The organism is Rhodococcus sp. Z13, from assembly GCF_025837095.1.
In the GTDB taxonomy this organism is placed as follows: Bacteria; Actinomycetota; Actinomycetes; order Mycobacteriales; family Mycobacteriaceae; genus Rhodococcus; species Rhodococcus sacchari.
The window spans coordinates 4,369,234-4,396,030 of record NZ_CP107551.1 but is presented as its reverse complement, the minus strand read 5'-3'; the positions used below and the strand labels follow the sequence as shown (position 1 = coordinate 4,396,030).

Genomic DNA, 26,797 nt, shown 5'->3' with positions numbered 1-26,797 from the left:
CGAGGATGGTGTCCGTGACAACCACCCAAGCGACCCCGACGAGCCGCGACCAGCACGAACAGCTGGTCGGCGAGCTGCGCGACAAGCTCGCCGCGGCTGCGCTCGGCGGCAGCGAGAAGGCCCGTGAGCGGCACGTCTCCCGCGGCAAGCTCCTCCCGCGCGACCGCGTCGACGAACTCCTCGACACCGGCAGCCCGTTCCTCGAGCTCTCCCCGCTGGCCGCGAACGGCATGTACGACGACGAGTGCCCCGGCGCCGGCATCATCACCGGCATCGGCCGGGTGGCGGGCCGCGAGTGCGTCATCGTCGCCAACGACGCCACCGTCAAGGGCGGCACCTACTACCCGATCACGGTCAAGAAGCACCTGCGCGCGCAGGAGGTCGCCCTCCAGAACAACCTGCCGTGCCTGTACCTCGTCGACTCCGGCGGTGCCTTCCTCCCGCGCCAGGACGAGGTCTTCCCCGACCGCGACCACTTCGGCCGCATCTTCTACAACCAGGCCACCATGAGCGCCAAGGGGATCCCGCAGATCGCCGCGGTCATGGGCTCGTGCACCGCCGGCGGTGCCTACGTCCCCGCGATGAGCGACGAGGCCGTCATCGTCCGCAACCAGGGCACCATCTTCCTCGGCGGTCCGCCGCTGGTGAAGGCCGCGACCGGCGAGGTCGTCACCGCGGAGGAACTCGGCGGCGGCGACCTGCACTCGAAGGTCTCCGGCGTCACCGACCACCTCGCCGAGGACGATCGCGACGCCCTGCGGATCGTGCGCGACATCGTCTCCACCTTCGGGCCGCGCAACCCGCGCCCATGGGACGTCGAACCCACCGTCGAACCCGACGCCGACCCCACCGGGCTGTACGACGTGGTGCCCACCGATCCGCGCATCCCCTACGACGTGCACGAGGTCATCGACCGTGTGGTCGACGGGGGTTCGTTCCACGAGTTCAAGGCCGAGTACGGCAAGACCCTCGTCACCGGTTTCGCGCGCATCCACGGGCACCCCGTCGGCATCATCGCCAACAACGGTGTGCTCTTCGGTGAATCCGCCGTCAAGGGCGCGCATTTCATCGAACTGTGCGACAAGCGTTCGATCCCGCTGGTGTTCCTGCAGAACATCTCCGGGTTCATGGTCGGCCGCGACTACGAGGCCGGCGGCATCGCCAAGCACGGCGCGAAGATGGTCACCGCCGTCGCGTGCGCGCGGGTGCCGAAGCTGACCGTCGTCATCGGCGGCTCCTACGGCGCGGGCAACTACTCGATGTGCGGGCGCGCGTATTCGCCTCGCTTCCTGTGGATGTGGCCCAACGCCCGGATCTCCGTCATGGGCGGCGAGCAGGCCGCCTCGGTGCTCGCCACCGTCCGGTCGGATCAGCTCGACGCCTCGGGCAAGCCCTGGACCCCCGAGCAGGAGGAGGAGTTCAAGGCACCGATCCGCGCCCAGTACGAGGAGCAGGGCAATCCCTACTACTCCACCGCGCGGCTGTGGGACGACGGCATCATCGATCCCGCCGACACCCGAAAAGTTCTCGGCCTGGCCCTGTCGGTGTGTGCGAACGCGCCCCTCGAGCCGGTCTCCTACGGCGTCTTCCGGATGTGAGCGACATGAGTGAAACGAATCGGATCGACACGGTCCTGGTGGCGAACCGCGGCGAGATCGCGGTGCGCGTCATCCGCACCCTCCGCGCGATGGGCATCCGCTCGGTCGCGGTGTTCAGCGAGGCCGACCGGAACGCCCGGCACGTCCGCGAGGCCGACACCGCCGTCCTGCTCGGTCCCGCCGCCGCGCGCGAGAGCTATCTGGTCATCGACAAGGTGATCGAGGCCGCCCTCGCCACCGGCGCGCAGGCCATCCATCCCGGCTACGGATTCCTCTCGGAGAACTCCGCTTTCGCCGCCGCCTGCGCCACCGCCGGTATCGCCTTCCTGGGCCCGTCCGCCCACGCCATCGAGACGATGGGCGACAAGATCACCGCCAAGGCCGCGGTGTCGAAGTTCGGTGTCCCGGTGGTCCCAGGCATCTCCCGCCCGGGACTGACCGACGCCGAACTGATCGCCGGCGCAGAGGAGGTCGGCTATCCGGTGCTCGTCAAGCCGTCCGCCGGTGGCGGCGGCAAGGGCATGCGCCTGGTGGAGGACTCGAAGGATCTGCCCGCCGCACTCGAATCCGCCCGCCGCGAAGCCGCTTCGGCGTTCGGCGACGACACCCTCTTCCTCGAGCGGTTCGTCCAGCGCCCCCGGCACATCGAGGTGCAGATCCTCGCCGACACCCACGGCAACGTCGTGCATCTCGGCGAACGCGAGTGCAGCCTGCAGCGCCGCCACCAGAAGGTCATCGAGGAGGCGCCCTCGCCACTGCTCGACGAGGCCACCCGCGCCCGCATCGGCGAGGCGGCCTGCAACACCGCCCGCAGCGTCGACTACACCGGCGCCGGCACGGTCGAGTTCATCGTCTCCGCCGACAGGCCGGACGAGTTCTTCTTCATGGAGATGAACACCCGGCTGCAGGTCGAGCATCCGGTCACCGAGATGGTCACCGGCCTCGACCTCGTCGAGTGGCAGGTGCGCATCGCCGCGGGTGAGCCGCTCGGCTTCACCCAGGACGACGTCACCCTCACCGGCCACGCGATCGAGGCCCGCGTCTACGCCGAGGACCCGGCCCGCGGCTTCCTGCCCACCGGCGGCGAGATCGCCGACGTCGTCGAGCCCACCGGCCCCGGGGTGCGGGTGGATTCGGGAATCCGGCCCGGCACCGTGGTGGGCAGCGACTACGATCCGATGCTCGCCAAGGTCATCGCGCACGCCGACGACCGTGCCGGCGCCCTGCGTCGCCTCGACCGGGCGCTCGCCGACACCGCGGTGCTCGGTGTGGTCACCAACGTCGACTTCGTGCGGTTCCTGCTCGCCGACGAGGACGTCGTCGCCGGCGCCCTCGACACCGGCCTGCTCGACCGCCGTCTCGGCGACTACGCCGCCCCCGGCACTCCGGACGCCACCCTCGTCGCGGCCGCCGCGCTGCGCTGGCTGGAGAACTGGCCCGCCGACACTTCCGACCCCTGGTCGGTGCCGGACGGCTGGCGCGTCGGGACGCACCGTCCCGTCTCGTTCCGGCTCTCCTCGGGCGACCGCACCGAACACGTCCACCTCACCGGCACACCCCGGAACGGACGCGTGGACGTCGAAGGCGGACAGAGCCATTCGATCACGGTCGATCTCGACGGCTCCACCCTCGCCGTCGTGCTCGACGGCCGGCGGCACAACTACCGCGTCGCCGAATCCGACGGGGCGATCTGGCTGGCCGACGGCCGCGGCAGCGTCGCCGTCCGCGAGGTGCAGGAGGCCTCGGTGCGCGGCGACGACGCGCATGCCGGCGACGCCGACATCACCAGCCCCATGCCGGGCGCCGTCATCGCGGTGTCCGTCGCATCCGGGGACACCGTGACCGCCGGGCAGACGCTCGTCGTGGTCGAGGCCATGAAGATGGAACATTCGCTCACCGCACCCGTCGACGGCGTCGTCGAACTGTTCGCGGCGCCCGGTGAGCAGGTCAAGGTCGATCAACTTCTCGCGCGGGTCGTCCCGCACGCCGATACGGAAGAGGCACAGTCATGACGGAATACCTGGCCACGGGCCAACTTCCCGACGAGTACGAGCAGCTGCGCAAGACGGTCGCCGACTTCGCCCGCACGGTGGTCGCGCCGGTCGCGGCGAAGCACGACGCCGAGCACTCGTTCCCCTACGAGGTCGTGCAGGGCATGGCCGACATGGGTCTGTTCGGTCTGCCGTTCCCCGAGGAGTACGGCGGCATGGGCGGCGACTACTTCGCCCTGTGCCTCGCGCTCGAGGAACTCGGCAAGGTCGACCAGTCGGTCGCCATCACCCTCGAGGCCGGTGTCTCCCTCGGCGCCATGCCGATCTACCGGTTCGGCAACGAGAAGCAGAAGCAGGAATGGCTGCCGAAACTCGCGAGCGGCCGCAATCTCGCCGCCTTCGGCCTGACGGAACCCGGCGCGGGCAGCGACGCCGGCGGCACGAAGACCACCGCCAGGCTCGAGAACGGCGAGTGGATCATCAACGGCAACAAGCAGTTCATCACCAACTCGGGGACCGACATCACCTCGCTCGTGACGGTCACCGCGGTCACCGGTGTGCGCGAGAACGGCAAGAAGGAGATCTCCACCATCCTCGTGCCGACCGATACGCCCGGCTTCACCGCCGAACCCGCCTACAACAAGGTCGGCTGGAACGCCTCGGACACCCACCCGCTCACCTTCGCGGACGTGCGGGTGCCGGAGGAGAACCTCCTCGGCGAGCGCGGCCGCGGCTACGCCAACTTCCTGCGCATCCTCGACGAGGGCCGCATCGCGATCGCGGCGCTGTCGACCGGTGCCGCGCAGGGCTGCGTCGACGAATCGGTCAAATACGCCAAGGAGCGTGAGGCCTTCGGCAGCCCCATCGGCAGCAACCAGGCCATCGCCTTCAAGATCGCCCGCATGGAGGCCCGCGCGCACGCCGCCCGCACCGCCTACTACGACGCCGCCGCCGCGATGCTTGCCGGCAAGCCGTTCAAGAAGCAGGCCGCGATCGCCAAGCTCGTCGCCTCCGAGGCGGCGATGGACAACGCCCGCGACGCGACGCAGATCCACGGCGGCTACGGCTTCATGAACGAGTACGCGGTGGCGCGCCACTACCGCGACAGCAAGATCCTCGAGATCGGCGAGGGCACCACCGAGGTGCAGCTCATGCTCATCGGACGGGAGCTGGGACTGTGAGCGAGACGGGCACCGAGAAGCGGATCGTCCAGCGCGGCCTGTGGTTCGAGGAATACGAACTCGGCGCGATCTACGAGCACCGGCCCGGTCGCACCATCACCGAGGCCGACAACACCCTGTTCACGACGCAGACGATGAACACGCAGGCGCTGCACCTCGATGCGGCCTACGCGGCCGAGACGAGTTTCGGTGAGCGTCTGGTCAATTCGATGTTCACCCTGTCGACCATCGTGGGTCTGTCGGTCGCGCAGCTGACACAGGGCACGATCGTCGCCAACCTCGGATTCTCCGAGGTCTCCTTCCCGAAGCCGCTGTTCCACGGTGACACCCTCTACGCCGAGACGAAGATCCTCGACAAGCGCGAGTCGAAGAGCCGTCCCGGCGAGGGGATCGTCACCCTCGAGCACACCGGCCGCAACCAGCACGGCGACATCGTGGCCGTGGCCGTGCGCAAGACCCTCGTGAGGAAGAAGCCGACGTCATGACCTGGGAACTGCCCGGGCCGGCATGGCTGTTCTGCCCCGCCGACAGGCCCGATCGTTACGCCAAGGCCGCCGACCGCGCCGACGTGGTCATCCTCGACCTCGAGGACGCCGTCGCCGCGGGCGACAAACCGGCCGCCCGCGATGCCCTCGTCGCGACCCCGCTCGACCCGGAACGCACCGTGGTGCGGGTCAATCCGGTCGGCACCGCCGACCACGAGGCCGACCTCGAGGCACTGAAGCGCACCGCCTACACGCGGATCATGCTGCCCAAGTGCGAGAGCGGCGACGAGGTACGGTCGCTCGCGCCGTTCGAGGTGGTCGCACTCGTCGAGTCGCCGCTGGGCGTGCTGAAGGTGGAGGAGATCGCCACCGCCGAGAACACCCTCGGGATCATGTGGGGCGCAGAGGATCTGGTGGCCGGGCTCGGCGGCAACGCCAGCCGCCGCGCCGACGGCACCTACCGTGCGGTCGCGCAGCATGCGCGGTCGGTGTCCCTGCTCGCCGCCAAGGGCCACGCCCGCTGGGCGCTGGACTCGGTGTACCTCGACATCAAGGACATCGACGGATTGTTCGAGGAGGCCCTCGACGCCGTCGCGGTCGGATTCGACATCAAGGTGTCGATCCACCCGGGTCAGGTCGACGTGGTCCGCCGCGCCTACGCCCCCACCCCGGAGGAGGAGGACTGGGCACGACGGGTCCTCGCCGCCGCCGAGAAGGAGCGCGGGGTCTTCGATTTCGAGGGGAAGATGGTCGACGCCCCCGTCCTGCGGCACGCCGAACGGGTACTGCAGCGCGCCGCGGCGGCCGCGTCCGCGTGAGCGGACGTCAGCGTCCGCGCTGACGCAACCGCTGGGTGAGCCTGTGGGCGCCGTCCAGCAACGCCTCACCGAGCTCCGGTATCCGGTCGGGACGGAACCGGCTCTCCACACCCGTGAGGCTCAGCGCCCACGTCGGGGCGCCGCGGTGGTCGAACACCGCGGCGCCCAACCCCCAGCTGCCCTCCACGAGGAGAGCGGGATTGACGGCGTATCCGGTCAGGCGGGTCGCCTCGATCCGCTTCCCGAGTTCCTCCCGTGAATGCTGCGGCCCCCATTCGGACACGAGATCGACCCGCGACAGGTAGGCGTCGATCTCCGGATCGGGCATGTGCGACAGGATCACCAGCCCCGCCGAGGCGACGCCCAGGGGTAGCCGGATCCCGATGTGGAGCACGTGCGAGCGCAGCGGGAAACTGCCCTCCTCTCGTAGGAGGCACACCGTCTCGTCGCCCCGCCGCGCCGACAGGAAGGCGCTCTCACCCGTCGCGCGGGCCAGCTCGCGCACCACGTCGCCGGCGAGATCGGTGATGTCGTAGCGCATCGATGCGAGCGAGCCCAGCAGGTACAGCTCCGGTCCCAGCGTCCAGCGGCCCGTCGCCGCGTCCCGGTCCACGAGCCCCTCGTCGGTGAGCGAGGAGAGCAACCGGTGCACCGTCGGCCGCGCGAGGTCGGTCTCGCGGGCCGCCTCGGAGGTGGTCACCCCGTGCGGTTCGTGCGCCGAGATGGTGCGCAGCACCGCGGTGACCCGCTTGATCAGTTGACCCTGTGCTCCGGTGGACATGCCCCCAGCATACGTCCACTGAGTGAACGCATGAGGGTATGTCGTTCGGACAGCGATCAATTTTCGAGAGATTCTCGTGATTCCTTGAATTCCTGACCTGCAGCATCTTTATTGGAAGGCAAGCAAGAACCAGCGTTCATCCAGTGGACGCATCCGGACATCGGAGTCGTGTGGCTCCCGGGCCCCGAGAGGTGTGAGTTGGCAACGAAAGTTTTCGAGACGGCAGCGGAGGCCGTCGCGGACATCCGTGACGGAGCGACGCTCGCGGTGGGCGGATTCGGGCTGTGCGGCATCCCCGACGTCCTGATCCAGGCCATCGCCGATTCCGGCGCCACCGACCTCGAAGTCTTCTCCAACAACTGCGGCGTCGACGGCCACGGCCTCGGCATCCTGCTCGGCGACAAGCGCATCCGCCGCGTCACCGCCTCGTACGTGGGGGAGAACAAGGAGTTCGCCCGCCAGTACCTCTCCGGTGAGCTCGAGGTGGAGCTGACTCCGCAGGGCACCCTCGCCGAGAAGCTGCGCGCCGGCGGCGCGGGCATCCCCGCCTTCTACACCCCGGCCGGTGTCGGCACCCCCATCTCCCAGGGCGGCCTGCCGTGGCGCTACAACACCGACGGCTCCGTCGCGGTCGCGTCCCCGGCCAAGGAGATCCGCGAGTTCCGCGGCAAGCGCTACGTGCTCGAGGAGTCCATCACCGCCGACTTCTCCCTCGTGCACGCCCTCAAGGGCGACACCGAGGGCAACCTCGTGTTCAACAAGGCCGCGATGAACTTCAACCCGCTCGCCGCGATGGCCGGGCGCGTGTGCATCGCGCAGGTCGAGGAACTCGTCGAGCCGGGTGAGATCGATCCGGGCGAGGTGCACCTGCCGGGCATCTTCGTCAACCGCATCGTGCACACCGGTGTCCAGGACAAGCAGATCGAGAAGCGGACCGTCTCCGCCGGAAAGGGTGCCTGAGATGACAGCGACCGTCGAAACGCAGACCAACGGGTGGACCCGGACCGAGATGGCCGCCCGCGCCGCGCAGGAACTCTCCCCCGGCGAGTACGTCAACCTCGGCATCGGCCTGCCGACGCTGATCCCCAACTACCTGCCCGAGGGCGTGCACGTCACGCTGCACAGCGAGAACGGCATCCTCGGCACCGGCCCGTACCCCACCGAGGACGCGGTCGACCCGGACCTGATCAACGCCGGCAAGGAGACCGTCACCGTCAACGCGGGCGCCTCCTTCTTCGACTCCGCGCTGAGCTTCGGCATGATCCGCGGCGGCCACATCGACACCGCGGTGCTCGGTGGCATGGAGGTCTCGGCCACGGGTGATCTCGCCAACTGGATGGTCCCCGGCAAGATGGTCAAGGGCATGGGCGGCGCGATGGACCTCGTCCACGGTGCCCGCAAGGTCATCGTGCTCATGGAGCACACCGACAAGCAGGGCAACCCGAAGGTCGTCTCCCAGTGTTCGCTGCCGCTCACCGGTGAGGGCGTCGTCCAGCGGATCATCACCAACCTCGCGGTCATCGACGTGACCGATGAGGGCCTGGTGCTGCGCGAGTGCGCCCCGGGCGTCACCGCGGAGCAGGTGCAGGCCGCGACGGGCGCACCGCTCACTCTTCCCTGACGGCCGGCCGGTTCCGCCTGCGGAACCACCGGAACCACACTCTCCTGGGCACGGCCCCGGTCTCGGACATCGTCTCGAGCCGGGGCCGTGTCGAGTTCAGGGCCCGGCGCGCCTCCTCGCGCCGTCGCGCCCGCTCGGCCCGCCAGATCTCCACGGCCTCGTCGGCGTCCACCTTGTGCACCGGGACCGGCAACCGGCCGGGGGAGAGCAGGCAGGAGGCGACCCGCCGGTTGAGGTCGGCGACGATCTCCCGCACCACCTGCTCGCTGGGTACGGCCCCGACGGTCTCGGGCAGCCGCTCGATCTCGCGTCGCAACTGCAACTCCGGCGGCAGCAGCGCCTCGGTCGAAAGTCCTTCGCGCGCCATATAACTCTTCACCCACCACAGCTCGTCGTCGCCGTGGTCGGGGATGGGCTTGCCGTAGCCGGGCAGGTCGTCGAAATCGCCCCGTTCCTGCGCCACGCGGATCTGACGTTCGATCCAGCTCTCGAACGTCAGATCCCCCCGCTTGCGCTCGGTCACCGTTCCAGGATGCCAGGAGCGCGCGCCCTCCGGCAGGCCGCACCGGGCCTGTCCTACCCTGAGCGTCGTGGAAGGTCAGCAGGTCGACACCAACACCGTGCTCGGCAAGGTCGTCACGGTGCTGTGGGCGTTCACCGCCGACGACCACGGTCTGCCGCTCGCCGAACTGGCGCGCCGCACCGGCCTGCCGAAGGCGACCCTGCACCGCATCGCCAACGACCTCGTCGCCGTCCGGCTGCTCGACCGGGACGAGTCCGGCTACCGCCTCAGCGGTCAGCTGTTCGAACTCGGCCTGCGTGCCTCCCTCGAACGCGGTTTGCTCGAGGTCGCGATCCCGTTCATGGAGGATCTCTACGAACGGACCCACGAGACCGTCCATCTGGGCGTTCCCGAGGGCACCGAGGTCGTCTACGTCTCGAAGATCGGCGGTCACCGACCGGCGTCCATCCCCTCCCGTATCGGCGGTCGAATGCCCATGTACTGCACCGGAATCGGGAAGGCCCTGCTCGCCTTCTCGCCGCCGGAGGTGCTCGCCGAGGTGCTCGCCGGAGGGATGCCCCGCAAGACCCCGCGCACCATCACCACCCCGGGCCGCCTGAGCGCGAACCTCGCCGCGGTCGTCGAACACGGGGTGGCCTTCGAGTACGAGGAGTCGGCGGTGGGGCTGACGTGCGTGGCCGCCCCGATCTTCGACGCCGACGACCGGCCGATCGCCGCGGTGAGCGTGACCGGCCCGGTCACCCGGTTCCGGCCCGAGAAGCACGCCGGTGCGGTGCAGGCGGCGGCCGCCGGGATCGCCGCCACCCACGCGCGCCGCGAGGCCATCCGCAATCTCTGATCCGCGGCGACACGGCCCGTGCGGCGACACGGCCCGTGCGGCGACCCGAGCTGTGTGGCGACCCGAGCTGTGTGGCGACACGACCTCCGCCCAAACGTTCCACTCACCGGAACATGACCCTAGGTGCGCGTGGTGCTTCCCGTCACGATGGTCGTAATCCATCGAACGACGAGGACGTGATGACAACCAGCTCGAACACCACTTCCGCGGCGGATCGCACCCACATCGCCAGTGAAGCGGCCGACCGCCTCATCGAGGCCACCCGGACCTCCACCCCGTGCGGGCCCGTCCGCGACCTGCTGGGCGAGACCGACATCGACCTGGCGTACGAGGTGCAGCAGCAGCTCACCGCGCGCCGCCTGGCCGACGGCGCCCGCGTCGTCGGCCGGAAGATCGGCTTGACCTCCCCGGCCGTGCAGCAGCAGCTCGGCGTGGACCGCCCCGACTTCGGTGTCCTCTTCGAGGACATGGACGTCACGGCTCTCGACGAGGTGCCCAGCGAGCGGCTGCTCCAGCCCAAGGTCGAAGCCGAGATCGCCTTCGTCCTCTCCGCGGACCTCGACTCCGACGACCTCGACCTCGCGACCGTGCGGGCCGCCGTGAGCCACGCCGTCGCAGCCCTCGAGATCGTCGACAGCCGGGTCGCCGGCTGGGACATCAAGATCACGGACACGGTGGCGGACAACGCGTCCAGCGGCCTGTACGTGCTCGGCTCGCAGACCCTCACCCTCGACGAGTTCGAGCCGATCGACGCCACCATGCGGATGTACGTCGACGACGAACTCGTCTCCGAGGGCACCGGAGCCGCCTGCCTCGGCGATCCGCTCAACGCACTGCTCTGGCTCGCGCGCACCGCCCGCGAGTTCGGTCAGCCCCTGCGGGCGGGACAGGTCGTGCTGTCCGGCGCCCTCGGTCCGATGGTGCCGGCACCGCCCGGCGTCACCGTGCGCGCCGAGATCTCCTCCCTCGGCGGCGTGACCGCGAAGTTCTCGTCCGCACCCTCTACGGCACAGGAGAATTCATGACAACCAAAGTGGCCATCATCGGGTCGGGCAACATCGGCACCGACCTGCTCATCAAGATCAAGCGTCTGGCCGACGCCGAACTCGAGACCGTCGCCCTCGTCGGCATCGACCCGGATTCCGACGGCCTCGCCCGGGCGAAGCGCCTCGGCATCGACGCCGTCTCGAACGGCGTCGACGGCCTCGTCGCGCACCCCCGCTTCGACGAGATCGAGATCGTCTTCGACGCGACCTCGGCGAAGGCCCACGAGCACAACGAGAAGATCCTGCGCCCCCACGGCAAGAAGCTCATCGACCTCACCCCGGCTGCGATCGGCCCGTACGTGGTGCCGCCGGTGAACCTCACCGAGCACCTCGACGCGCCCAACATCAACATGGTCACCTGCGGTGGGCAGGCGACGATCCCGATCGTCGCGGCCATCTCCCGCGTCACCAAGGTGCACTGGGCCGAGATCGTCGCCTCGATCTCCTCGAAGTCCGCCGGTCCGGGCACCCGCGCCAACATCGACGAGTTCACCGAAACCACCTCGAAGGCCATCGAACTCATCGGTGGCGCCACCCGCGGCAAGGCGATCATCATCCTCAACCCGGCCGATCCGCCGGTCATCATGCGCGACACCGTGCTCGCGCTCGTCGGTGAGGACCGCAAGGACGAGATCGTCGCGTCCGTGCAGGAGATGGTCGCGACCGTCCAGGAGTACGTGCCCGGCTACACCCTCAAGCAGGAGGTGCAGTTCACCGAGGTCACCGAATCCATGGCGACGCTCACCGACCACACCGGTCCGCTGTGGAAGGTCGCGGTGTTCCTCGAGGTCAAGGGCGCAGCGCACTACCTGCCCGAGTACGCGGGCAATCTCGACATCATGACCTCGGCGGCGCTGCAGGTCGCACGCGCCGTCGCGGCACGCACGAAGGATCAGGTGACGGCATGACCGCGGCAACCACGACACGCGAATTCGCAACCGACGGAACGGCTCTGTACATCCAGGACGTGACCCTGCGCGACGGCATGCACGCCATCCGTCACCGCATCACGCCGCAGGACGTTGCGAAGATCGCCGGCGCCCTCGACCGTGCGGGTGTCGACGCCATCGAGGTGGCGCACGGCGACGGGCTCGCCGGTCACTCGCTGACCTACGGCCCCGGCAGCAACACCGACTGGGAGTGGCTGGAAGCCGCTGCGGAAGCGATCCCTTCGGCCACCCTCACGACGCTGCTGCTCCCGGGTATCGGCACCGTGCACGAGCTGAAGCGCGCCTACGAGATCGGCGTGCGCTCCGTGCGCATCGCGACGCACTGCACCGAGGCCGACGTCTCCGCACAACACATCGCCGCCGCAAAGGAACTCGGCATGGACGTGTCGGGCTTCCTCATGATGTCGCACATGGCGCCGGCCGAGGAACTCGCCCGGCAGGCCAAGCTCATGGAGTCCTACGGTGCCGACTGCGTCTACGTCACCGACTCGGGCGGCCGCCTGACGATGGACGGGGTCCGCGAGCGCGTGCGCGCCTACCGCGAGGTCCTGAACGAGACCACACAGATCGGCATCCACGCCCACCAGAACCTGTCGCTGTCTGTCGCCAACTCGGTGTGCGCGGTCGAGGAGGGCGTGATCCGCGTCGACGCTTCGCTCGCCGGTCACGGTGCCGGTGCCGGCAACTGCCCCATCGAGCCGTTCGTCGCCGTCGCCGACCTGCTCGGCTGGAAGCACTCCTGCGATCTGTTCGGATTGCAGGACGCCGCGGACGATATCGTCCGCCCGCTGCAGGACCGCCCGGTCCAGGTGGACCGCGAGACCCTCACCCTCGGCTACGCGGGTGTGTACTCGAGCTTCCTGCGGCACGCAGAGACCGCGGCGAGCATCTACGGGCTCGACACCCGCGAGATCCTCGTCGAGATCGGCCGGCGCGGCCTCGTCGGTGGCCAGGAGGACATGATCACCGACGTCGCCCTGGATCTGCGCAACCGCAAGGGCAACTGACCCTCCCGGAGAGATCTTCCGAATACGACGACCGGCGCGGCGGTGATCCCACCGCCGCGCCGGTCGCATCCGGTCTCAGGCCGTCAGATCCCGGTACTCGGGATGCTTGTCGATGAACTTGTCGACGTACGGGCAGATCGCGACGACCTTCCTGCCGCGCGCACGGACGTCGTCGAGGGCGGAGCCGACCAGCTTCCCGGCGAGACCCTGGCCCGAATAACCCTTGTCGACCTCGGTGTGGTCGAACACCAGCTGGGTGTCGCCGTCGGGGTGGTACTGCGTGTAGCCGATGACGGCATCGTCGTCGTGGAGCTCGTAACGCTGCTGCTCGGCGTTGTGCACCACGATCACGGACGAGTCGCTCATGGTCTTCCTCTCACCGTCGGGGGAGCGGGTGTGTCCCACAGCATAGAGAACGGGCCGCGGCACGACGCCGCGGCCCGTTCTGCGCTGTCGGGTCACTCCTGCCGGGTCACTCCGGCGGGGAGATGTGCTGGGCGATGTAGAGCGGTTCGCCGAGCTGCTCGACCAGATCGAGCTGCGTCTCGAGATAGTCGATGTGTTCCTCCTCGTCGGCCAGGATGTCCTCGAAGATCTTCGCCGAGGTGATGTCGCTGACCGAGCGCATGTACTCGGCACCCTTGCGGAGCCGGTCGCGGGCCTCGATCTCCACCTGCAGATCTGCCTCGAGCATCTCCTTGACCGTCTGGCCCAGGCGCAGGCCGCCGAGACGCTGGTAGTTGGGGAGTCCGTCCAGATAGAGGATGCGGTCGGTCAGTTTCTCGGCGTGACGCATCTCGTCGAACGATTCGTCGCGCGTGTGCTTCGCGAGCTTGGACCAGCCGCGGTCCTCCTGCATCTTCGAATGCAGGAAGTACTGGTTGATCGCGGTGAGCTCTGCTGTGAGCTGCTCGTTGAGCAACTCGATGACCTTCTTGTCGCCCTTCATGGCCACCTCCCGGGGGAACCATCGGGTTTCACCGCCGGGTAGGGGCTGGCTACACGGCGGTCTCGAGTTCGATGGTCTCATTCCGGACGCGAGCCTGCCGGATGATCGCAGAGATGTTGCGGACACAGTTGCCGCAGTCGGTGCCTGCACGGCACCGGGCGCTGACCTCACGGGTGCATCGTGCTCCCGCGGCCACCTCGGCCTCGATGTGGCTGTGAGTAAGAGCGTGGCAACTGCAGACGATCATCAGAGCCACCTTTCCTGGACCGAGGGCACTTCTTAGGTTGCCCAAACCTTACCTCTGGTTAGGCAAGCCTAGCTTGTGAAGCTCGTCACCGGAAGAGGTGATGACCCGGTAATTTCTCCGGTCTCGGCCCAGGACGTGGTGTCAGTGCTGCTGCTGTTGCAGCTGTTGCGAGACGACCTGGTTGATACGGTGCAAACCCGACGTCGACAATCCCGGGATCTGGTTCTCGATCGTCCGCACGAGCGACGAATCCGTGATGACCTTCTCACTGGACTGGATGAGCACGGTGCCCTTGCCGGTGAAATCGAACTGACGTTCCTCACCGGACTGCACACCGAAACGCCGCGCCCCCGCCGCCACGAACCCGGTGATCCACGATTCGTCGTAGTGGTGGCTGGGGGAGGGGCAGTCGGCCCAGCCGACGAGGGCCTCCGGGTCGACGCGCAGCGGCGGCTCCGCGAACATCACCGGGCCGTTCGACGACGCGAGGAACCGCCCCGTCCCGATGAGGGTGAGAAAGCCCGGCACGATCGACTGGTTGAGCGACAGCCCCGGTTCGAAGGCCAGCAGGTTCGCCTGCCGGATGGTGAGGTTGCCGTCGTCGAGGTCGTACGAGTTGATGTCGTACCCGCGGTCGCCGAGGATCAGCTTCCCGTAACCCTCCGCCACGACGTAGTCGCCCAGATAGAGCGGAGCGGAGAACTGCTGCGCCACCATGTGCAGCAGGTGTCCCTGCAGGCCGTGGGTCAGGGGATTGAACTGCACCTGACCGTAATAGGCGATCATCGCGCCCTTCGACAGGAACCACGGCGTCTGCAGATCGATGCAGTAGGCGTAGGAATTGCCGGGCACGTTGTCGCTGCCGGCGAAACTCGACGGATTCAGAACGGTGCTCACAGCTTCTCCTCCGATGCCTGCACGTAGACGATGCCCTGACCGGTGCACTCGAGCTGCATGCCCTCCCCACCGGTCCGGCCCAGATTGCGCCAGCTCATCGCCGACTTCAGTTCGGTGCGCACCGGCCCGTACGAGCCGACGAACGCCTGTGGGTCCACCACCACCGGCGCCGGCCCGCCGACCTGCAGCTCGATCACACCACCGTGCGCGAGCAACACCGCCGTGCCGTGCCCGGTCAGCTGCGTGGTGAACATGCCCGTGCCGGTCAGCGCGCCCGTCGCGGCGCCGCGCAGGGCGCCGAACAGGCCGCCGCCCCCGCCTCCACCGGACGCCGCGGCCACCGACACCACCGTGGACTGCAGTCCCGTGGTGTGGGCGAGCAGACGGGAGGCCTCGACCCGCAGCTCGCCACCGGCCGACATGTCGACGACGTGCGTCTCGAGCCCGCGGAAGCCGTAGTGCACGACCCCGTCGCCCTCGGCGAGCATCGTGGCCTCGTGCTCGCCCTGCAGCATGCGGCCGGCCATGCCCACGACCCCACCGAGACCGGGCGCGCCGCCGACCCCACCGGGCATGCCGTGCGGCGAGAACCGGACGTTGCCGGTGTAGAACAGCATCGCGCCGCGTCGCGCGACGATCGGGCCGGTCTGCCGCAGATCCGCCCGGACGACCTTGCCGTTGATCTTCGTGAACGTCATCGTGCCCCTACCGTTCCGCCGGCTGGATCGACACCACGCCGACACCGTCCCACTTGAGCGAGAACGCCTCGCCGCTGCCCTGGCCGATGGCGGACCGCCACGACACGTCGGTGACGAACGACTGCGTGAGCTGACCCTTCGCACACACGAAGGCGTCGGGATCGACGACGAGCGGGTACTGCGGCGACACCTCGAGATGGATGAGCGGGCCCCCGGCCGACAGCAACGCGACCTGCCCGGTGCCCGTCACCGTGGTCGTGAACAGGCCCTGGCCGCTCATGCCGCCGCGCAGGCCCGCGAACGTCACGTTCGTGGTCAGGTTCCCGCTCAGCGCCAGCAGCTGTTCGGACTCGACCTGCAGGGTCTCGTTGTTCAGGTCCAGCACGGTCACGTCCTGCGCCTCGTGCGCGAGGTAGACGACGCCGTTGCCGCTGCACTCCATGAGCGACAGTCCCTCACCGGTCGCGCGTTGCCGGAGCCCGGCGAGCACCCCCTCGCCGCCACCGAAACCGGCGGACCTGAACTCGATCTGCCCCTCGTACGCCACCATCGACCCCGACAGTGCACGCACGGAGGAGTTGCTCAGGTGCGCCTCGATCACCCTCTTGGTCTTCACGACTAGTCGCATGGCGGAACACGATAGCCGGAAACGACTTCGGTGGAGTAGCCCCGGGTCACAGGGGCCACTCCACCGAAGAACCGTGAAGACCTACAGTCCCAGATCCTTGGCGATGATCGTCTTCATGACCTCGTTGGTGCCGCCGTAGATGCGGGTCACGCGGGTGTCGGCGTAGAGGCGGGCGATGGGGTATTCGGTGATGTAGCCGTAACCGCCGTGCAACTGGAGGCACTTGTCGATGATGCGACCGGCAGCCTCCGTCGCGAACAGCTTCGCGCGGGCGGCGTCGGGCACCGTCAGTTCGTCACGGTCGTTGAGTTCGATCGCGTTGTCGACCATGATCTGCATCGCCTGCAGTTCCGTCGAGCACTCGGCGAGCACGAACTTGGTGTTCTGGAACGACGCGACCGGCTTACCGAAGACCTTGCGCTCCTTGGTGTACGCGATGGCGTGCTGGATCGCGGCGGCGGCCGTCGCGGCGGCACCGAAGGCAATGGTGAGGCGTTCCTGCGCGAGGTTCTGCGTCAGGTACGAGAACGCCTCGCCCTCCTTGCCGAGCAGATCGGAGACGGGCACCTTCACGTCGTCGAACGCCAGCTCGGCGGTGTCCGACGTCTTGAGGCCGATCTTGTTCAGCTTGCGCCCGACCGAGAAGCCCTCGCTCTGGGTGTCCACCACCAGGATCGACAGGCCGCCGCGACGGTCCTCCGGGTTGTAGGGGGAGGTCCGGCACACCACGAGGATGCGGTCGGCGAGCGCACCACCGGTGATGAAGGTCTTGGCGCCGTTGAGGACGTAGTGGCTGCCGTCCTCCGACAGCTTCGCGGTGGTCGCGATGTTCGCGAGGTCCGAACCGGTGCCCGGCTCGGTCATGGCGATCGCGAACATCAGCTCGCCCGAGGCGAATCCGGGGAGCCAGCGCTGCTTCTGCTCCTCGGTGGCGTTCTGCATGATGTACGGCAGGATCAGATTCGAGTGCACCGACGACGACCCGAACGACACGCCGGCCGCCGAGGCCTCCTCGGCGAGGATGACGTTGAACTTCAGCGACTTCTCGCCGCCGCCGCCGTACTCCTCGGGCACCTGGATGCCCAGCAGACCGAGTTCGCCCATGCGGTTGTAGAACTCGCGCGGGGGATGACCGGCCTCCTCCCACTCGTGGTAGACGGGGGCGACTTCCTTGGCGATGAAGTCGCGCACCGTCTGCCGGAACGCCTCGTGGTCCTCGTTGTACAGCGTGCGCTTCACGCGTCGTCCTTCCGGAGATGGATGTAGTTGTGGGAGATGACCTTACAGCGCGTACTCGCGCAGGAGGCCCTTGCTGATGATGGTCTTCTGGATCTCGCTGGTGCCCTCACCGATGAGCAGGAAGGGGGCCTCGCGCATGAGGCGCTCGATCTCGTACTCCTTGGAGTAGCCGTAGCCGCCGTGGATGCGGAAGGAAGCCTGGGTGACCTCGGAACAGTACTCGCTGGTGAGGTACTTCGCCATGCCGGCCGCGACGTCGTTGCGCTCACCCGAATCCTTCAGGCGCGCAGCATTGACCATCATCAGATGGGCGGCCTCGACCTTGGTGGCCATCTCGGCGAGGGAGAACGCGATCGCCTGGTGCTCGGCGATGGGCTTGCCGAAGGTGGTGCGCTGCTGCGCGTACCGGGCGGCGAGCTCGAAGGCGCGGATCGCAACACCGCAGGCACGGGCGGAGACGTTGACGCGGCCGACCTCGACACCGTCCATCATCTGGAAGAAGCCCTTGCCGGGGGTGCCGCCGAGGATCGAATCGGCCGAGGCCCTGTAGTCGTCGAAGACGAGCTCGGTGGTGTCGATGCCCTTGTAACCCATCTTGTCGATCTTGCCGGGGATGGTCAGGCCCGGCGCGACCTCACCGAAACCGGCCGGCTTCTCGATCAGGAAGGTGGTCAGGTTCTTGTGCGGCTTCTCGGCACCTTCCTCGGTGCGCACCAGCGCGGCGACCAGGGTGGAGGAGCCACCGTTGGTCAGCCACATCTTCTGGCCGTTGATGGTGTAGTTGCCCTCGGCGTCGCGCTTGGCCTTGGTGCGGATCGCGGCGACGTCGGAACCGAGTTCGGGTTCGGACATCGAGAACGCCCCGCGGACCTCGCCGGTGGCCATGCGCGGCAGGAAGTGCTGCTTCTGCGCCTCGGTGCCGTGCTGGCGGATCATGTACGCGACGATGAAATGGGTGTTGATGACACCGGAGACGCTCATCCAGCCGCGGGCCAGTTCCTCCACGCACAGCGCGTAGGTCAGCAGCGACTCGCCGAGCCCGCCGTACTCCTCGGGGATCATCAGCCCGAACAGACCCATCTCGCGCATCTGGTCGACGATGGCCTGCGGGTAGGTGTCCGAGTGCTCGAGTTCCTGCGCGTTGGGGATGATCTCCCGGTCGACGAAAGCGCGGACGGTGTCCAGGATCTCGGTCTGGAACTCGGTCAGGCCGAGGGTCTGGGCGAGGCGGGTCATGCGTGATCCTTCTGCGTGGTACGGATGGTGCCGGAGGCGGCCAGGGCGTCGATCTCCTCGTCGGTCAACCCGAGTCGTTCGGTGAGGACCTCGGCGGTGTCGTCGCCGTTGGCGGGCGCGGGGCGCACCTCGGGATAGCGGCCGTCGAACGACATGGGGGTGCTCGGCGCGTGGTAGGTGCCGATCCGCGGCTGCTCGAGCCGGGTGAACATCGGGTTGTCGGTCACCCGCGGGTCGGCGGCGAGTTCGGCGAAGGTGCGGTAGCGCTCGTGCAGGATCGAGGTGCCGGCCAGGGCCTTCTCGACCTCGTCGCCGCTGTGGCGGGCAAACCAGGCGCCGAACAGGCTGTCGAGCACGTGGCGGTGCTCGAAGCGGGCACCTTCGTCCTTGAAACTCACCCCGAGGGCGGATTCGAGGGCGGTCACCGCCTCGGTGGTGCCGGTCAGCTCGGTCAGGTCGCGGAAGTGCCGCGGAGTCAGCGCGACGATCATGAACCGGACGCCGTCACGGGTGGCGAAGTCCGCGCCGTAGGTGCCGTAGACACCGTTGCCGACCTTGGGACGTTCGGGGCGGCCGAGCTGCGCCTCGGCGATGTAGCCGAGATTGCCGACGGTGGCGAACGCGACGTCCTCGAGCGGCAGCACCACCTTGGTACCGGCGCCGGTGATCTCCCTGCGGTAGACCGCCGAGACCACCGACAGCGCCGCGTACAGCCCGCAGCTGACGTCCCAGGCGGGCAGCACGTGGTTGACCGGGGCGGAGATGTTCTCCGGGCCGGTGACCTGCGGGAACCCGGCGGCGGCGTTGACGGTGTAGTCCACCGCGCCGGTGCCGTCGGCGCGGCCGAGGACCTGCACGTGGATCAGGTCCGGGCGCACCGCGGCGAGCTCGTCGTAGTCCAGCCACGAACGGCCGGCGGCGTTGGTGACCAGCACCCCGGCGTCGATGATCAGATCGCGGATCAGCGCCTGCGCCCCGGGATCACGGAAGTCGGCGGCGAACGAACGCTTGCCCTTGTTCAGCCCGGCCCAGTAGATCGACTCGTTGTCGTCGGTGACCGGCCAGCGCCGGTAGTCGGCGGCCCCTCCGATCGGATCGACGCGCACGACGTCGGCGCCGAGCGCGGCCAGGGTCATTCCGCACAACGGGGCGGCCACGAAGCTCGACACCTCGACCACACGCACCCCGGCCAGGGGAGCAGTGGACGAGGGCAGCTCGTCGGTGGAAGCGGTGGAGTTCATGCTGTGCTCGCTGTCCTCGTCGCGGGTCTCGTGGGGGACACGGTCGTGTCCCGGTGGGGCCGAAGACATGTGTCCCGGCCCGGTGCACAGTCAGCATGCCCCGGGGGTGGCACCGGCAACAGCCACCGATCGGCTATCGCTCGGTTAGCGCAGACCAATGATCCGGGGACCAGCACGGACCTTCCGGAACCCGCTTGTGACGAATCATAGGTTTTGGTGATCGATTCGTTCGCAACCCGCTCTTTGCCTGTGGTGACCCGGCTCACGTTGAATACACGCCAACGCCAGGCGTGACGTTCTCCCGGCAGACGAAGTCCCACGGACGTTCGTACGCCGGTCATCCATCCGAGTTCTGAAGGGACTCCCAGTGACCACAGGCGAAATCGTGCGCGGCACATCCGGTGCCGCCGACGGCCCGTCCGAACCCGAGAAGGTCTCGACACCCCTGGTGACCCCGGGCCGTGCATGGGGAATGACGGGGCTCGTCATCTTCCTGTACGTCGTGAACTACGCCGACAAGGCGGTGCTCGGCATCATCGCCCAGCCCCTGGCGCGTGACCTCGGACTGAACTCCTCGCAGATCGGTCTGGTCGGTTCGCTCTTCTTCGTCACGTTCACCGTCGGCGGCTTCCTCGCCGGCCCGCTGAACAAGTACCTCACCCTGCGCTGGGCGCTGCTCGCCCTCGGTCTGGTCTGGTCGGTCGTGATGCTGCCGCTCGTGGTGAGCGCGTCGTTCGCGGTGCTGGTCGTGTGCCGCATGCTCCTCGGTTTCGCCGAGGGCCCCAGCTCGGCGCTCATGCACACCGCCACCTATTCGTGGCACCCGCCGGCCAAGCGCGGCCTGCCGGGCGCCTTCCTCACCGGTTCCGCCTCGGTCGCCAAGATCCTGCTCGCGCCCGTCCTGACCTTCATCACCGTCAACTACGGCTGGAAGATGGCGTTGATCGCGCTGTCGGTGCTCGGCGCCGTCTGGGTCCTGTGCTGGCTGACGGGCTGGAAGGAAGGCCCCTTCACCGCCAAGACGGCCAAGACCGCCAAGGCCGTCGAGAACGCCGACACCGCCTCGACCGAACCGTCGGTTCCGTGGCACAAGATCCTGCTGACCCGCACCTTCATCAGCTGCGCCGCCCTGATCATGGTCGTCTACGCTCTGTCGACCGTGGTGCTGACCTGGCTGCCGTCCTACTTCGAGGTCGGTCTCGGCTACAGCGCCATGCAGGCCGGTTCGATGTTCGCCCTGCCGTCCATCGTGGGCCTGTGCCTGATGATCTTCTCCGGCACCGTCACCGACCGGCTGCTCGGCAAGGGCTACCGCTCGCGGGTCGTGCGCATCATCGTCCCGTCCGTCGGTGTCCTCCTGTGCGGCGCCATCCTGGTGTTCCTGCCCTCGATCAGCACCCCGGCGCTCGCCGTCGCGGTCGTCTCCTTCGGCTACGGCATCGGCTCCATCGCGTTCCCGCTGATCAACGCGGCGATCTCGGAGCTGTGCCCGCCGCAGCAGACCGCCGGCACGATGGGTGTCTTCCTCGCCCTCATGGCCGTCGGCGGCCTCGTCGCCCCCTACGCGACCGGTGTGCTCGTCGACAACGCCGCCACGCCCGCCGAGGGCTACGCGGCAGCGTTCCAGGCCATCGGCATCGTCGGTGCGATCGCCGCGGTGGCGGTGCTGGTCTTCGCCAACCCCGAACGCGATCGCAAGCTGATCCGGGGCATCGCCTGACGAACGGCATAGCTTCCACCTAACGGAGGCTTCCGCCGAAAGACTTTCCCCTACCGGCCGGGTGCATGGTCTCCTCGAATGTGAGGGCCGCCACCCGGCCGGTCGTCGTTTACCCACCATGGTTGCCCGGCAACCGTGTCCGCAACAGCAAAGGACCGATTCGCATGCGCGATGCCGTGATCGTCGACGCCGTCCGTACCCCCATCGGACGTCGCGGTGGTGCACTGTCCGAAATCCACCCCGTCAACCTGTCCGCCCACGTGCTGACCGCGCTGGCCGAGCGGACCGGCCTCGATCCCGCCACGATCGACGACGTCCAGTGGGGTTGCGTCAGCCAGGTCGGCGACCAGGCCGGAATCGTCTCGCGCAGCGCCGTCTTCGCGGCCGGATGGCCCGTCACCGTGCCCGCCACCACCATCAACCGGGCGTGCGGGTCGGCCCAGCAGGCCGTGTCCTTCGCCGCCGCCACCGTCGTCTCCGGCCAGAACGACGTCGTGGTCGCCGGTGGTGTCGAGTCCATGAGCCGCGTGCCGATGGGCAGCGCCAGCAAGGACGGCCAGCACTTCCCGCAGAACGTCCTCGACCGCTTCGAGGTCGGCGGCTTCAGCCAGGGCATCGGCGCCGAGATGATCGCCGAGAAGTGGGGCTTCTCCCGCACGCAACTCGACGAGTACTCGCTGCGCTCGCACGAACTGTCCGCGGCCGCCACCGACGCCGGGGCCTTCACCGGCCAGATCGTCCCGGTCGGCGATTTCGCCACGGACGAGGGCATCCGCCGCGGCGGCACCCTCGAGTCGCTCGGCAAGCTCAAGACGGTCTTCAAGGAGGACGGCGTGATCCACGCCGGCAACTCCTCGCAGATTTCCGACGGCGCCGGCGCCCTGCTCATCACCACCAGCGAATACGCTGCGGCGCAGGGCTGGACCCCGCTCGCGCGCATCCACACCGCCGTCGTCGCCGCCGACGACCCGGTCGTCATGCTCACCGGCCCGATCCCCGCCACCGGGAAGGCGCTGAAGCGTTCCGGCCTGTCCATCGACGACATCGGTGCCTTCGAGATCAACGAGGCCTTCGCCCCGGTGCCGCTGGCCTGGCTCGCCGAGACCGGCGCCAAGCCCGACCGTCTCAACCCGCTCGGCGGCGCCATCGGCGTCGGCCACCCGCTCGGTGGGTCCGGCGCGATCCTCATGACCCGCCTCGTGCACCACATGCGCGACAACGGCATCCGCTACGGCCTGCAGTCGATGTGCGAGGCCGGCGGCATGGCCAACGCCACCATTCTCGAACTCCTCTGATCCCGAACCTTTCTCGACTCCCGCTTCGACACGTAAGGAACACAGCATGGAACTCAAGGGTCTGTCCGTCGCCGTCACCGGTGGCGCCTCCGGTCTCGGTCTCGCCACGGCACGTCGCGTCCTCGCCGCCGGCGGCAACGTCACCCTCATCGACCTGCCGAGCTCGAACGGCGACGAGGTCGCCGAGGAACTCGGCGACGGCGCGGTGTTCGCTCCCGGCGACGTGACCGATCCCGAGCAGTTCGCCGCGGCCCTCGACGTCGCGCACGAGCGCGGCGGCCTGCGTGGTGTCGTCCACTGCGCCGGCGCCGGCCGCAAGATGCGCGTCCTCGACAAGGAGGGCAAGGCAGGTTCGCTCGAGGACTTCGAGTTCGTCATCCGCCTCAACCTCATCGGCTCCTTCAACGCCCTGCGCCTCGGCGCCGAGCGCATGGCCGAGCTCGACCTCATCGACGACGAGCGTGGCGCCATCGTCATGACGGCCTCCGTCGCCGCCTTCGAGGGCCAGATCGGCCAGATCAACTACTCGGCGTCCAAGGCCGGCATCGTCGGCATGACGATCGTCGCGGCACGCGACCTCGCCAGCAAGGGCATCCGCGTCAACACCATCGCCCCCGGCATCATGGACACCCCGCTGCTCGCCCGCCTGCGCGAGGACGTCCGCAAGTCGCTCGAGGCCACGGTGCCCAACCCGTCGCGCCTGGGCCGCCCCGACGAGTTCGGCCGGTTGGCCACGAACATCCTCGAGAACGGTTACATCAACGGCGAGACGATCCGTCTCGACGGTGCCATCCGCATGGCACCGCGCTGATGCGGGAGCAGACGATGAATTCCCGTCCGGACTGGGTGAATCGGACGCTGTCCTATCCGGCGACGTCGATGGCGGTGTGGACGCCGAGCCTTGCCGCCGTCTACGGCGACCGGCCCGCCGTCATCGACGGCGACCGGGTCCTGAGCTTCCGTGAACTCGACGAGCGTTCGGCGCAGTTCGCCGGTGCACTCCGCGAATCGGGTGTGCGCGAACGCGACGTGGTGCTGCTGCATCTCGGCAACTGTGTCGACTTCCACATCGCCTACTACGGTGCGCTGCGCGTGGGCGCCGCGGTCACCCTCGTCAACCCGCTGCAGCCCGAACCGGGCCTGCGCCGGCAGATCGAGGAGACCGCGGCGGTCGCGGCGGTGACACAGCCCGAGCAGTTCGGCACCCTGGCGAGCGCCGCGGCCGGTACGACCGTCGGCCTGATCGCCGTCGTCTCGGACACCCCGGTCGAGGCGTCCGCCCCGGGTGTCGTGCGGTTCGCCGACCTGCTCGACGGCCGGCCCACCGCCTTCGAACCGGCCGCGGTGTCCGGCGACGACGTCGCACACATCGCGTACACCGGTGGCACCACCGGTATCTCGAAGGGCGTGCGGGTCCTGCACCGCAACGTCATCGGCAACGTCACGCAGATGTGCGCGTGGCGCGCCGGGCACCAGCTCGTCGCCGACGAGGACGGCCTGGTGTCGCTCGAAAAGATCGACGATCTCGATATCGCCGGTGTGGTCCCGGGGCAGGGGTCGACGATCGTCGTGTCCCCGTTGTTCCACGCGCACGCACTGATCAACACCTCGTTCCTGCTCGCGTGCGGCCTGACCCAGGTCCTCGCCGGCCGGTTCGATCCGGCGCGGATGCTCGTGCTGATCGAGCAGTACGAGGCCAGCTACATCACGGGCAGCCCCGCGATGTGGCACGCGCTGGCCACCCACCCCGACGTCGAGACGCGCGACCTGAGCACCGTGCGGGTCGTCTCCTCGGGTGCGGCCCCGATCGACCACGTGACCCTCGAGAACCTGCAGCGGGCGTTCCCCAACGCCCGGGTCGCCGAGGGCTACGGGCTGACGGAGGGCACCTGCGTCGTCACGGCCATGCCGCTCGTCGTCGACTCCGACTACCGGCTCGGCAGCGTCGGCCTGCCGGTGTTCGACACCGAGATCGAGATCCGTTCGCAGACCGACCCGTCCGTCGTCCTCGGCGCCGGTGAGCGCGGCGAGATCTGGATCAAGGGACCCCAGGTCACCGACGGCTACCTCGGCCACCCCGAGATCACGGCGGAGCAGTACGTCGACGGCTGGCTCGCCACCGGCGACATCGCCTACCGCGACGCCGACGGTTTCGTCTACATCGCCGACCGCGCCAAGGACATGCTGATCTACAAGGGCTACAACGTGTATCCGCGTGAGCTCGAGGAGATCCTGGTGACCCATCCGCAGGTGTCCACCGCCGCGGTCGTCGGCCGGGACGCCGGCGCGGTCGGGCAGGAGCCGGTCGCGTTCGTGGTCCCCGTCGAGGGCTCGGACCCGGACGAGGACGAGCTGAAGTCCTATGTGGCCGAACGCGTCCTGCCGTACAAGAAGATCCGTGAGGTGGTGCTGGTCGACGCCCTGCCGACCTCCGCCGCGGGCAAGATCCTCAAGACCGATCTGCGATCGCGTCTGACGGTTTCCTGACCCACACGCGAAGAGGCCACCGGCACGTCAGTGCCGGTGGCCTCTTCGTCTGTGCGGGAAACCGATCCGGGACAGGAATGCGGCTCCGGGACGCTCGGTCCCGGAGCCGCACCCGAGGGTCAGGAGTTCTTCTTCTGTTCCTGCTTGACGAGTCCGCCGCCGATGATCAGGCGCTGGATCTCGCTGGTGCCCTCGTACAGGCGCAGCAGACGCACATCGCGGTAGATCCGCTCCACGGCGACTTCGCGCATGTACCCGGTGCCGCCGTGGATCTGCACGGCCAGATCGGCGACCTTGCCGACCATCTCGGTGCAGAACAGCTTCGCCACCGACGGGGCGATACGGCGGTCGGTCTCCTCCACCCAGGCGCGGGCGGCATCGCGCACGAGGGCGCGGCCGGCCATGACCCCGGTCTGCTGGTCGGCGATCATCGCCTGCACCAGCTGGAAGTTGCCGATCGGGGTGCCGCCCTGGGTGGCGGTCGCGGCGTAGGCGACGGATTCGTCGAGGGCGCGCTGCGCCTGCCCGACCGACAGCGCGGCGATGTGCACGCGGCCACGGGCGAGGGAGACCATCGCGGCCTTGTAGCCGACGTCCTCGCTGCCACCGATCAGGGCGGAGTTCGGCACGCGCACGTCGTTGAAGTGCACGTCGGCGGTCCAGGCGCCCTCCTGACCCATCTTGGCGTCCTTGTTGCCCACCGAGACACCGGGGGTGTCGGCGGGGACGAGGAAGACCGCGATGCCGGGGCCGTTCTCGTCGGCCGGGCGGGTGCGGGCGAACACCACGAACAGGTTCGCCAACGGGGCATTGGTGATGAATCGCTTCTCGCCGGTGATCACCCAGTCGTCACCGTCGCGCACGGCTTTGGTGCGCAGACCGGCCGGGTTGGAGCCGGCGCCGGGTTCGGTCAGGGCGAAGGAGGCGACGACCTCGCCGGAGGCGATGCCCTCGAGCCACTGTGCCTTCTGCTCGTCGGTGCCGAAGTTGACGAGCACCTGCCCGGCGATGCCGTTGTTGGTGCCGAACATCGAGCGCAGCGACAAGGTGGTGTAGCCGAGCTCCATTGCGAGTTCGGCGTCCTGCATCAGGTTCAGGCCGAGCCCGCCCCATTGCTGCGGGATGGCGTATCCGAACAGGCCCATCTCCTTGGCGGCAGCGCGGATGTCCTCGGGGATCGCATTCGTCTCGGCGATCTCCTGCTCTCGGGGAACGACCACGTTGCGCACGAACGCGCGGGTCTGGGCGAGGATCTCGCGGAAGTCGTCTTCGTCGACCTCGGGGGCGGGGATGGAGAGTGTCATGTCTACAACCTTCGTGC

At 68.6% G+C, this 26,797-nt stretch carries 27 protein-coding genes; 15 read left to right on the top strand and 12 right to left on the bottom strand.

Annotated elements, in window-relative coordinates:
- Nucleotides 1-5 precede the first annotated feature (5 nt).
- Genes OED52_RS20085 through OED52_RS20065 form a run of 5 tightly spaced genes read left to right on the top strand, consistent with a single transcriptional unit; the run spans nt 6 to nt 6,073 of the window.
- Complete coding sequence (locus OED52_RS20085) at nt 6-1,598, top strand: carboxyl transferase domain-containing protein (protein ID WP_264152570.1); 1,593 nt, start codon at nt 6-8, stop codon at nt 1,596-1,598.
- 5 nt (nt 1,599-1,603) lie between these two features.
- A complete protein-coding gene (locus OED52_RS20080) occupies nt 1,604-3,610 on the top strand; it encodes an acetyl-CoA carboxylase biotin carboxylase subunit (RefSeq protein WP_264152569.1) in 2,007 nt (668 codons plus the stop codon).
- A complete protein-coding gene (locus OED52_RS20075; protein WP_264152568.1) occupies nt 3,607-4,770 on the top strand; it encodes an acyl-CoA dehydrogenase family protein in 1,164 nt (387 codons plus the stop codon). The genes OED52_RS20080 and OED52_RS20075 overlap by 4 nt, the downstream gene beginning before the upstream one ends.
- On the top strand, nt 4,767-5,255 hold the full coding sequence (locus OED52_RS20070) for a MaoC family dehydratase (protein ID WP_264152567.1): 489 nt from the start codon (nt 4,767-4,769) through the stop codon (nt 5,253-5,255). Before OED52_RS20075 ends, OED52_RS20070 begins: the two co-directional genes overlap by 4 nt.
- Nucleotides 5,252-6,073 carry an HpcH/HpaI aldolase/citrate lyase family protein gene (locus OED52_RS20065; protein WP_264152566.1) on the top strand — a complete coding sequence of 274 codons (822 nt, stop codon included), beginning with the start codon at nt 5,252-5,254 and terminating at the stop codon, nt 6,071-6,073. Before OED52_RS20070 ends, OED52_RS20065 begins: the two co-directional genes overlap by 4 nt.
- Before the next feature lie 7 nt (nt 6,074-6,080).
- Here the strand turns inward: OED52_RS20065 and OED52_RS20060 are convergent, their stop codons facing one another.
- Nucleotides 6,081-6,854 (bottom strand): IclR family transcriptional regulator, encoded by a 774-nt coding sequence (locus OED52_RS20060; RefSeq protein ID WP_264152565.1) that lies wholly within the window; start codon nt 6,852-6,854, stop codon nt 6,081-6,083.
- Between the two features lie 198 nt (nt 6,855-7,052).
- Between OED52_RS20060 and OED52_RS20055 the strand changes: the two genes are divergently transcribed.
- Nucleotides 7,053-7,814, top strand: a complete 762-nt coding sequence (locus OED52_RS20055) for a CoA transferase subunit A (RefSeq protein ID WP_264152564.1) — start codon at nt 7,053-7,055, stop codon at nt 7,812-7,814.
- A gap of 1 nt (nt 7,815) precedes the next feature.
- The gene (locus OED52_RS20050) at nt 7,816-8,475 is read left to right on the top strand and encodes a CoA transferase subunit B (protein WP_264152563.1); all 660 of its coding nucleotides are present in this window, start codon (nt 7,816-7,818) and stop codon (nt 8,473-8,475) included.
- Here OED52_RS20050 and OED52_RS20045 read toward each other — a convergent pair.
- Nucleotides 8,462-8,998, bottom strand: coding sequence for a DnaJ family domain-containing protein (locus OED52_RS20045; protein WP_264152562.1), 537 nt, complete (start codon nt 8,996-8,998; stop codon nt 8,462-8,464). The two genes, OED52_RS20050 and OED52_RS20045, sit on opposite strands and share 14 nt — an antisense overlap.
- Nucleotides 8,999-9,065: 67 nt before the next feature.
- Between OED52_RS20045 and OED52_RS20040 the strand changes: the two genes are divergently transcribed.
- From OED52_RS20040 to dmpG, 4 genes are all read left to right on the top strand, one after another.
- Complete coding sequence (locus OED52_RS20040) at nt 9,066-9,836, top strand: IclR family transcriptional regulator (protein WP_264152561.1); 771 nt, start codon at nt 9,066-9,068, stop codon at nt 9,834-9,836.
- A 179-nt stretch (nt 9,837-10,015) separates the two neighbouring features.
- A complete protein-coding gene (locus OED52_RS20035; RefSeq protein WP_264152560.1) occupies nt 10,016-10,861 on the top strand; it encodes a 2-keto-4-pentenoate hydratase in 846 nt (281 codons plus the stop codon).
- On the top strand, nt 10,858-11,790 hold the full coding sequence (locus OED52_RS20030; protein WP_264152559.1) for an acetaldehyde dehydrogenase (acetylating): 933 nt from the start codon (nt 10,858-10,860) through the stop codon (nt 11,788-11,790). The genes OED52_RS20035 and OED52_RS20030 overlap by 4 nt, the downstream gene beginning before the upstream one ends.
- Nucleotides 11,787-12,839, top strand: coding sequence for a 4-hydroxy-2-oxovalerate aldolase (gene dmpG, locus OED52_RS20025; protein ID WP_264152558.1), 1,053 nt, complete (start codon nt 11,787-11,789; stop codon nt 12,837-12,839). Before OED52_RS20030 ends, dmpG begins: the two co-directional genes overlap by 4 nt.
- 75 nt (nt 12,840-12,914) lie before the next feature.
- Here the strand turns inward: dmpG and OED52_RS20020 are convergent, their stop codons facing one another.
- From OED52_RS20020 to OED52_RS19980, 9 genes are all read right to left on the bottom strand, one after another.
- A complete protein-coding gene (locus tag OED52_RS20020; protein WP_264152557.1) occupies nt 12,915-13,205 on the bottom strand; it encodes a GNAT family N-acetyltransferase in 291 nt (96 codons plus the stop codon).
- A gap of 106 nt (nt 13,206-13,311) precedes the next feature.
- Entirely contained in the window at nt 13,312-13,788 is a 477-nt protein-coding gene (bfr, locus tag OED52_RS20015) for a bacterioferritin (protein ID WP_264152556.1), read from the bottom strand.
- Between the two features lie 49 nt (nt 13,789-13,837).
- Nucleotides 13,838-14,035, bottom strand: coding sequence for a (2Fe-2S)-binding protein (locus OED52_RS20010; RefSeq protein WP_264152555.1), 198 nt, complete (start codon nt 14,033-14,035; stop codon nt 13,838-13,840).
- Nucleotides 14,036-14,176: 141 nt separating this feature from the next.
- Entirely contained in the window at nt 14,177-14,932 is a 756-nt protein-coding gene (locus tag OED52_RS20005; RefSeq protein WP_264152554.1) for an AIM24 family protein, read from the bottom strand.
- Complete coding sequence (locus tag OED52_RS20000) at nt 14,929-15,630, bottom strand: AIM24 family protein (protein WP_264152553.1); 702 nt, start codon at nt 15,628-15,630, stop codon at nt 14,929-14,931. The genes OED52_RS20005 and OED52_RS20000 overlap by 4 nt, the downstream gene beginning before the upstream one ends.
- 7 nt (nt 15,631-15,637) lie before the next feature.
- Entirely contained in the window at nt 15,638-16,258 is a 621-nt protein-coding gene (locus OED52_RS19995; RefSeq protein ID WP_264152552.1) for an AIM24 family protein, read from the bottom strand.
- 81 nt (nt 16,259-16,339) lie between these two features.
- Nucleotides 16,340-17,497 (bottom strand): acyl-CoA dehydrogenase family protein, encoded by a 1,158-nt coding sequence (locus OED52_RS19990; RefSeq protein WP_264152551.1) that lies wholly within the window; start codon nt 17,495-17,497, stop codon nt 16,340-16,342.
- Nucleotides 17,498-17,539: 42 nt separating this feature from the next.
- Nucleotides 17,540-18,733, bottom strand: a complete 1,194-nt coding sequence (locus tag OED52_RS19985; RefSeq protein WP_264152550.1) for an acyl-CoA dehydrogenase family protein — start codon at nt 18,731-18,733, stop codon at nt 17,540-17,542.
- On the bottom strand, nt 18,730-19,974 hold the full coding sequence (locus OED52_RS19980) for a CoA transferase (protein ID WP_264152549.1): 1,245 nt from the start codon (nt 19,972-19,974) through the stop codon (nt 18,730-18,732). Before OED52_RS19980 ends, OED52_RS19985 begins: the two co-directional genes overlap by 4 nt.
- 367 nt (nt 19,975-20,341) lie before the next feature.
- Between OED52_RS19980 and OED52_RS19975 the strand changes: the two genes are divergently transcribed.
- From OED52_RS19975 to OED52_RS19960, 4 genes are all read left to right on the top strand, one after another.
- Nucleotides 20,342-21,694, top strand: a complete 1,353-nt coding sequence (locus OED52_RS19975; RefSeq protein WP_264152548.1) for an MFS transporter — start codon at nt 20,342-20,344, stop codon at nt 21,692-21,694.
- Between the two features lie 164 nt (nt 21,695-21,858).
- On the top strand, nt 21,859-22,989 hold the full coding sequence (locus tag OED52_RS19970) for a thiolase family protein (RefSeq protein WP_264152547.1): 1,131 nt from the start codon (nt 21,859-21,861) through the stop codon (nt 22,987-22,989).
- Between the two features lie 46 nt (nt 22,990-23,035).
- Complete coding sequence (locus tag OED52_RS19965) at nt 23,036-23,800, top strand: SDR family NAD(P)-dependent oxidoreductase (protein WP_264152546.1); 765 nt, start codon at nt 23,036-23,038, stop codon at nt 23,798-23,800.
- A gap of 14 nt (nt 23,801-23,814) precedes the next feature.
- Nucleotides 23,815-25,476 (top strand): class I adenylate-forming enzyme family protein, encoded by a 1,662-nt coding sequence (locus tag OED52_RS19960; RefSeq protein ID WP_264152545.1) that lies wholly within the window; start codon nt 23,815-23,817, stop codon nt 25,474-25,476.
- Nucleotides 25,477-25,595: 119 nt separating this feature from the next.
- Here the strand turns inward: OED52_RS19960 and OED52_RS19955 are convergent, their stop codons facing one another.
- The gene (locus OED52_RS19955) at nt 25,596-26,780 is read right to left on the bottom strand and encodes an acyl-CoA dehydrogenase family protein (RefSeq protein ID WP_264152544.1); all 1,185 of its coding nucleotides are present in this window, start codon (nt 26,778-26,780) and stop codon (nt 25,596-25,598) included.
- Between the last annotated feature and the right edge of the window lie 17 nt (nt 26,781-26,797).

Bases quoted from the DNA above. Each gene is read 5' to 3' on its own strand.
- OED52_RS20085 (WP_264152570.1), top strand. From the start codon at position 6: ATGGTGTCCGTGACAACCACCCAAGCGACCCCGACGAGCCGCGACCAG.
- OED52_RS20080 (WP_264152569.1), top strand. From the start codon at position 1,604: ATGAGTGAAACGAATCGGATCGACACGGTCCTGGTGGCGAACCGCGGC.
- OED52_RS20075 (WP_264152568.1), top strand. From the start codon at position 3,607: ATGACGGAATACCTGGCCACGGGCCAACTTCCCGACGAGTACGAGCAG.
- OED52_RS20065 (WP_264152566.1), top strand. From the start codon at position 5,252: ATGACCTGGGAACTGCCCGGGCCGGCATGGCTGTTCTGCCCCGCCGAC.
- OED52_RS20060 (WP_264152565.1), bottom strand. From the start codon at position 6,854: ATGTCCACCGGAGCACAGGGTCAACTGATCAAGCGGGTCACCGCGGTG.
- OED52_RS20050 (WP_264152563.1), top strand. From the start codon at position 7,816: ATGACAGCGACCGTCGAAACGCAGACCAACGGGTGGACCCGGACCGAG.
- OED52_RS20035 (WP_264152560.1), top strand. From the start codon at position 10,016: ATGACAACCAGCTCGAACACCACTTCCGCGGCGGATCGCACCCACATC.
- OED52_RS20030 (WP_264152559.1), top strand. From the start codon at position 10,858: ATGACAACCAAAGTGGCCATCATCGGGTCGGGCAACATCGGCACCGAC.
- dmpG (WP_264152558.1), top strand. From the start codon at position 11,787: ATGACCGCGGCAACCACGACACGCGAATTCGCAACCGACGGAACGGCT.
- OED52_RS20020 (WP_264152557.1), bottom strand. From the start codon at position 13,205: ATGAGCGACTCGTCCGTGATCGTGGTGCACAACGCCGAGCAGCAGCGT.
- bfr (WP_264152556.1), bottom strand. From the start codon at position 13,788: ATGAAGGGCGACAAGAAGGTCATCGAGTTGCTCAACGAGCAGCTCACA.
- OED52_RS20010 (WP_264152555.1), bottom strand. From the start codon at position 14,035: ATGATCGTCTGCAGTTGCCACGCTCTTACTCACAGCCACATCGAGGCC.
- OED52_RS20000 (WP_264152553.1), bottom strand. From the start codon at position 15,630: ATGACGTTCACGAAGATCAACGGCAAGGTCGTCCGGGCGGATCTGCGG.
- OED52_RS19995 (WP_264152552.1), bottom strand. From the start codon at position 16,258: ATGCGACTAGTCGTGAAGACCAAGAGGGTGATCGAGGCGCACCTGAGC.
- OED52_RS19985 (WP_264152550.1), bottom strand. From the start codon at position 18,733: ATGACCCGCCTCGCCCAGACCCTCGGCCTGACCGAGTTCCAGACCGAG.
- OED52_RS19980 (WP_264152549.1), bottom strand. From the start codon at position 19,974: ATGAACTCCACCGCTTCCACCGACGAGCTGCCCTCGTCCACTGCTCCC.
- OED52_RS19970 (WP_264152547.1), top strand. From the start codon at position 21,859: ATGCGCGATGCCGTGATCGTCGACGCCGTCCGTACCCCCATCGGACGT.
- OED52_RS19965 (WP_264152546.1), top strand. From the start codon at position 23,036: ATGGAACTCAAGGGTCTGTCCGTCGCCGTCACCGGTGGCGCCTCCGGT.
- OED52_RS19960 (WP_264152545.1), top strand. From the start codon at position 23,815: ATGAATTCCCGTCCGGACTGGGTGAATCGGACGCTGTCCTATCCGGCG.
- OED52_RS19955 (WP_264152544.1), bottom strand. From the start codon at position 26,780: ATGACACTCTCCATCCCCGCCCCCGAGGTCGACGAAGACGACTTCCGC.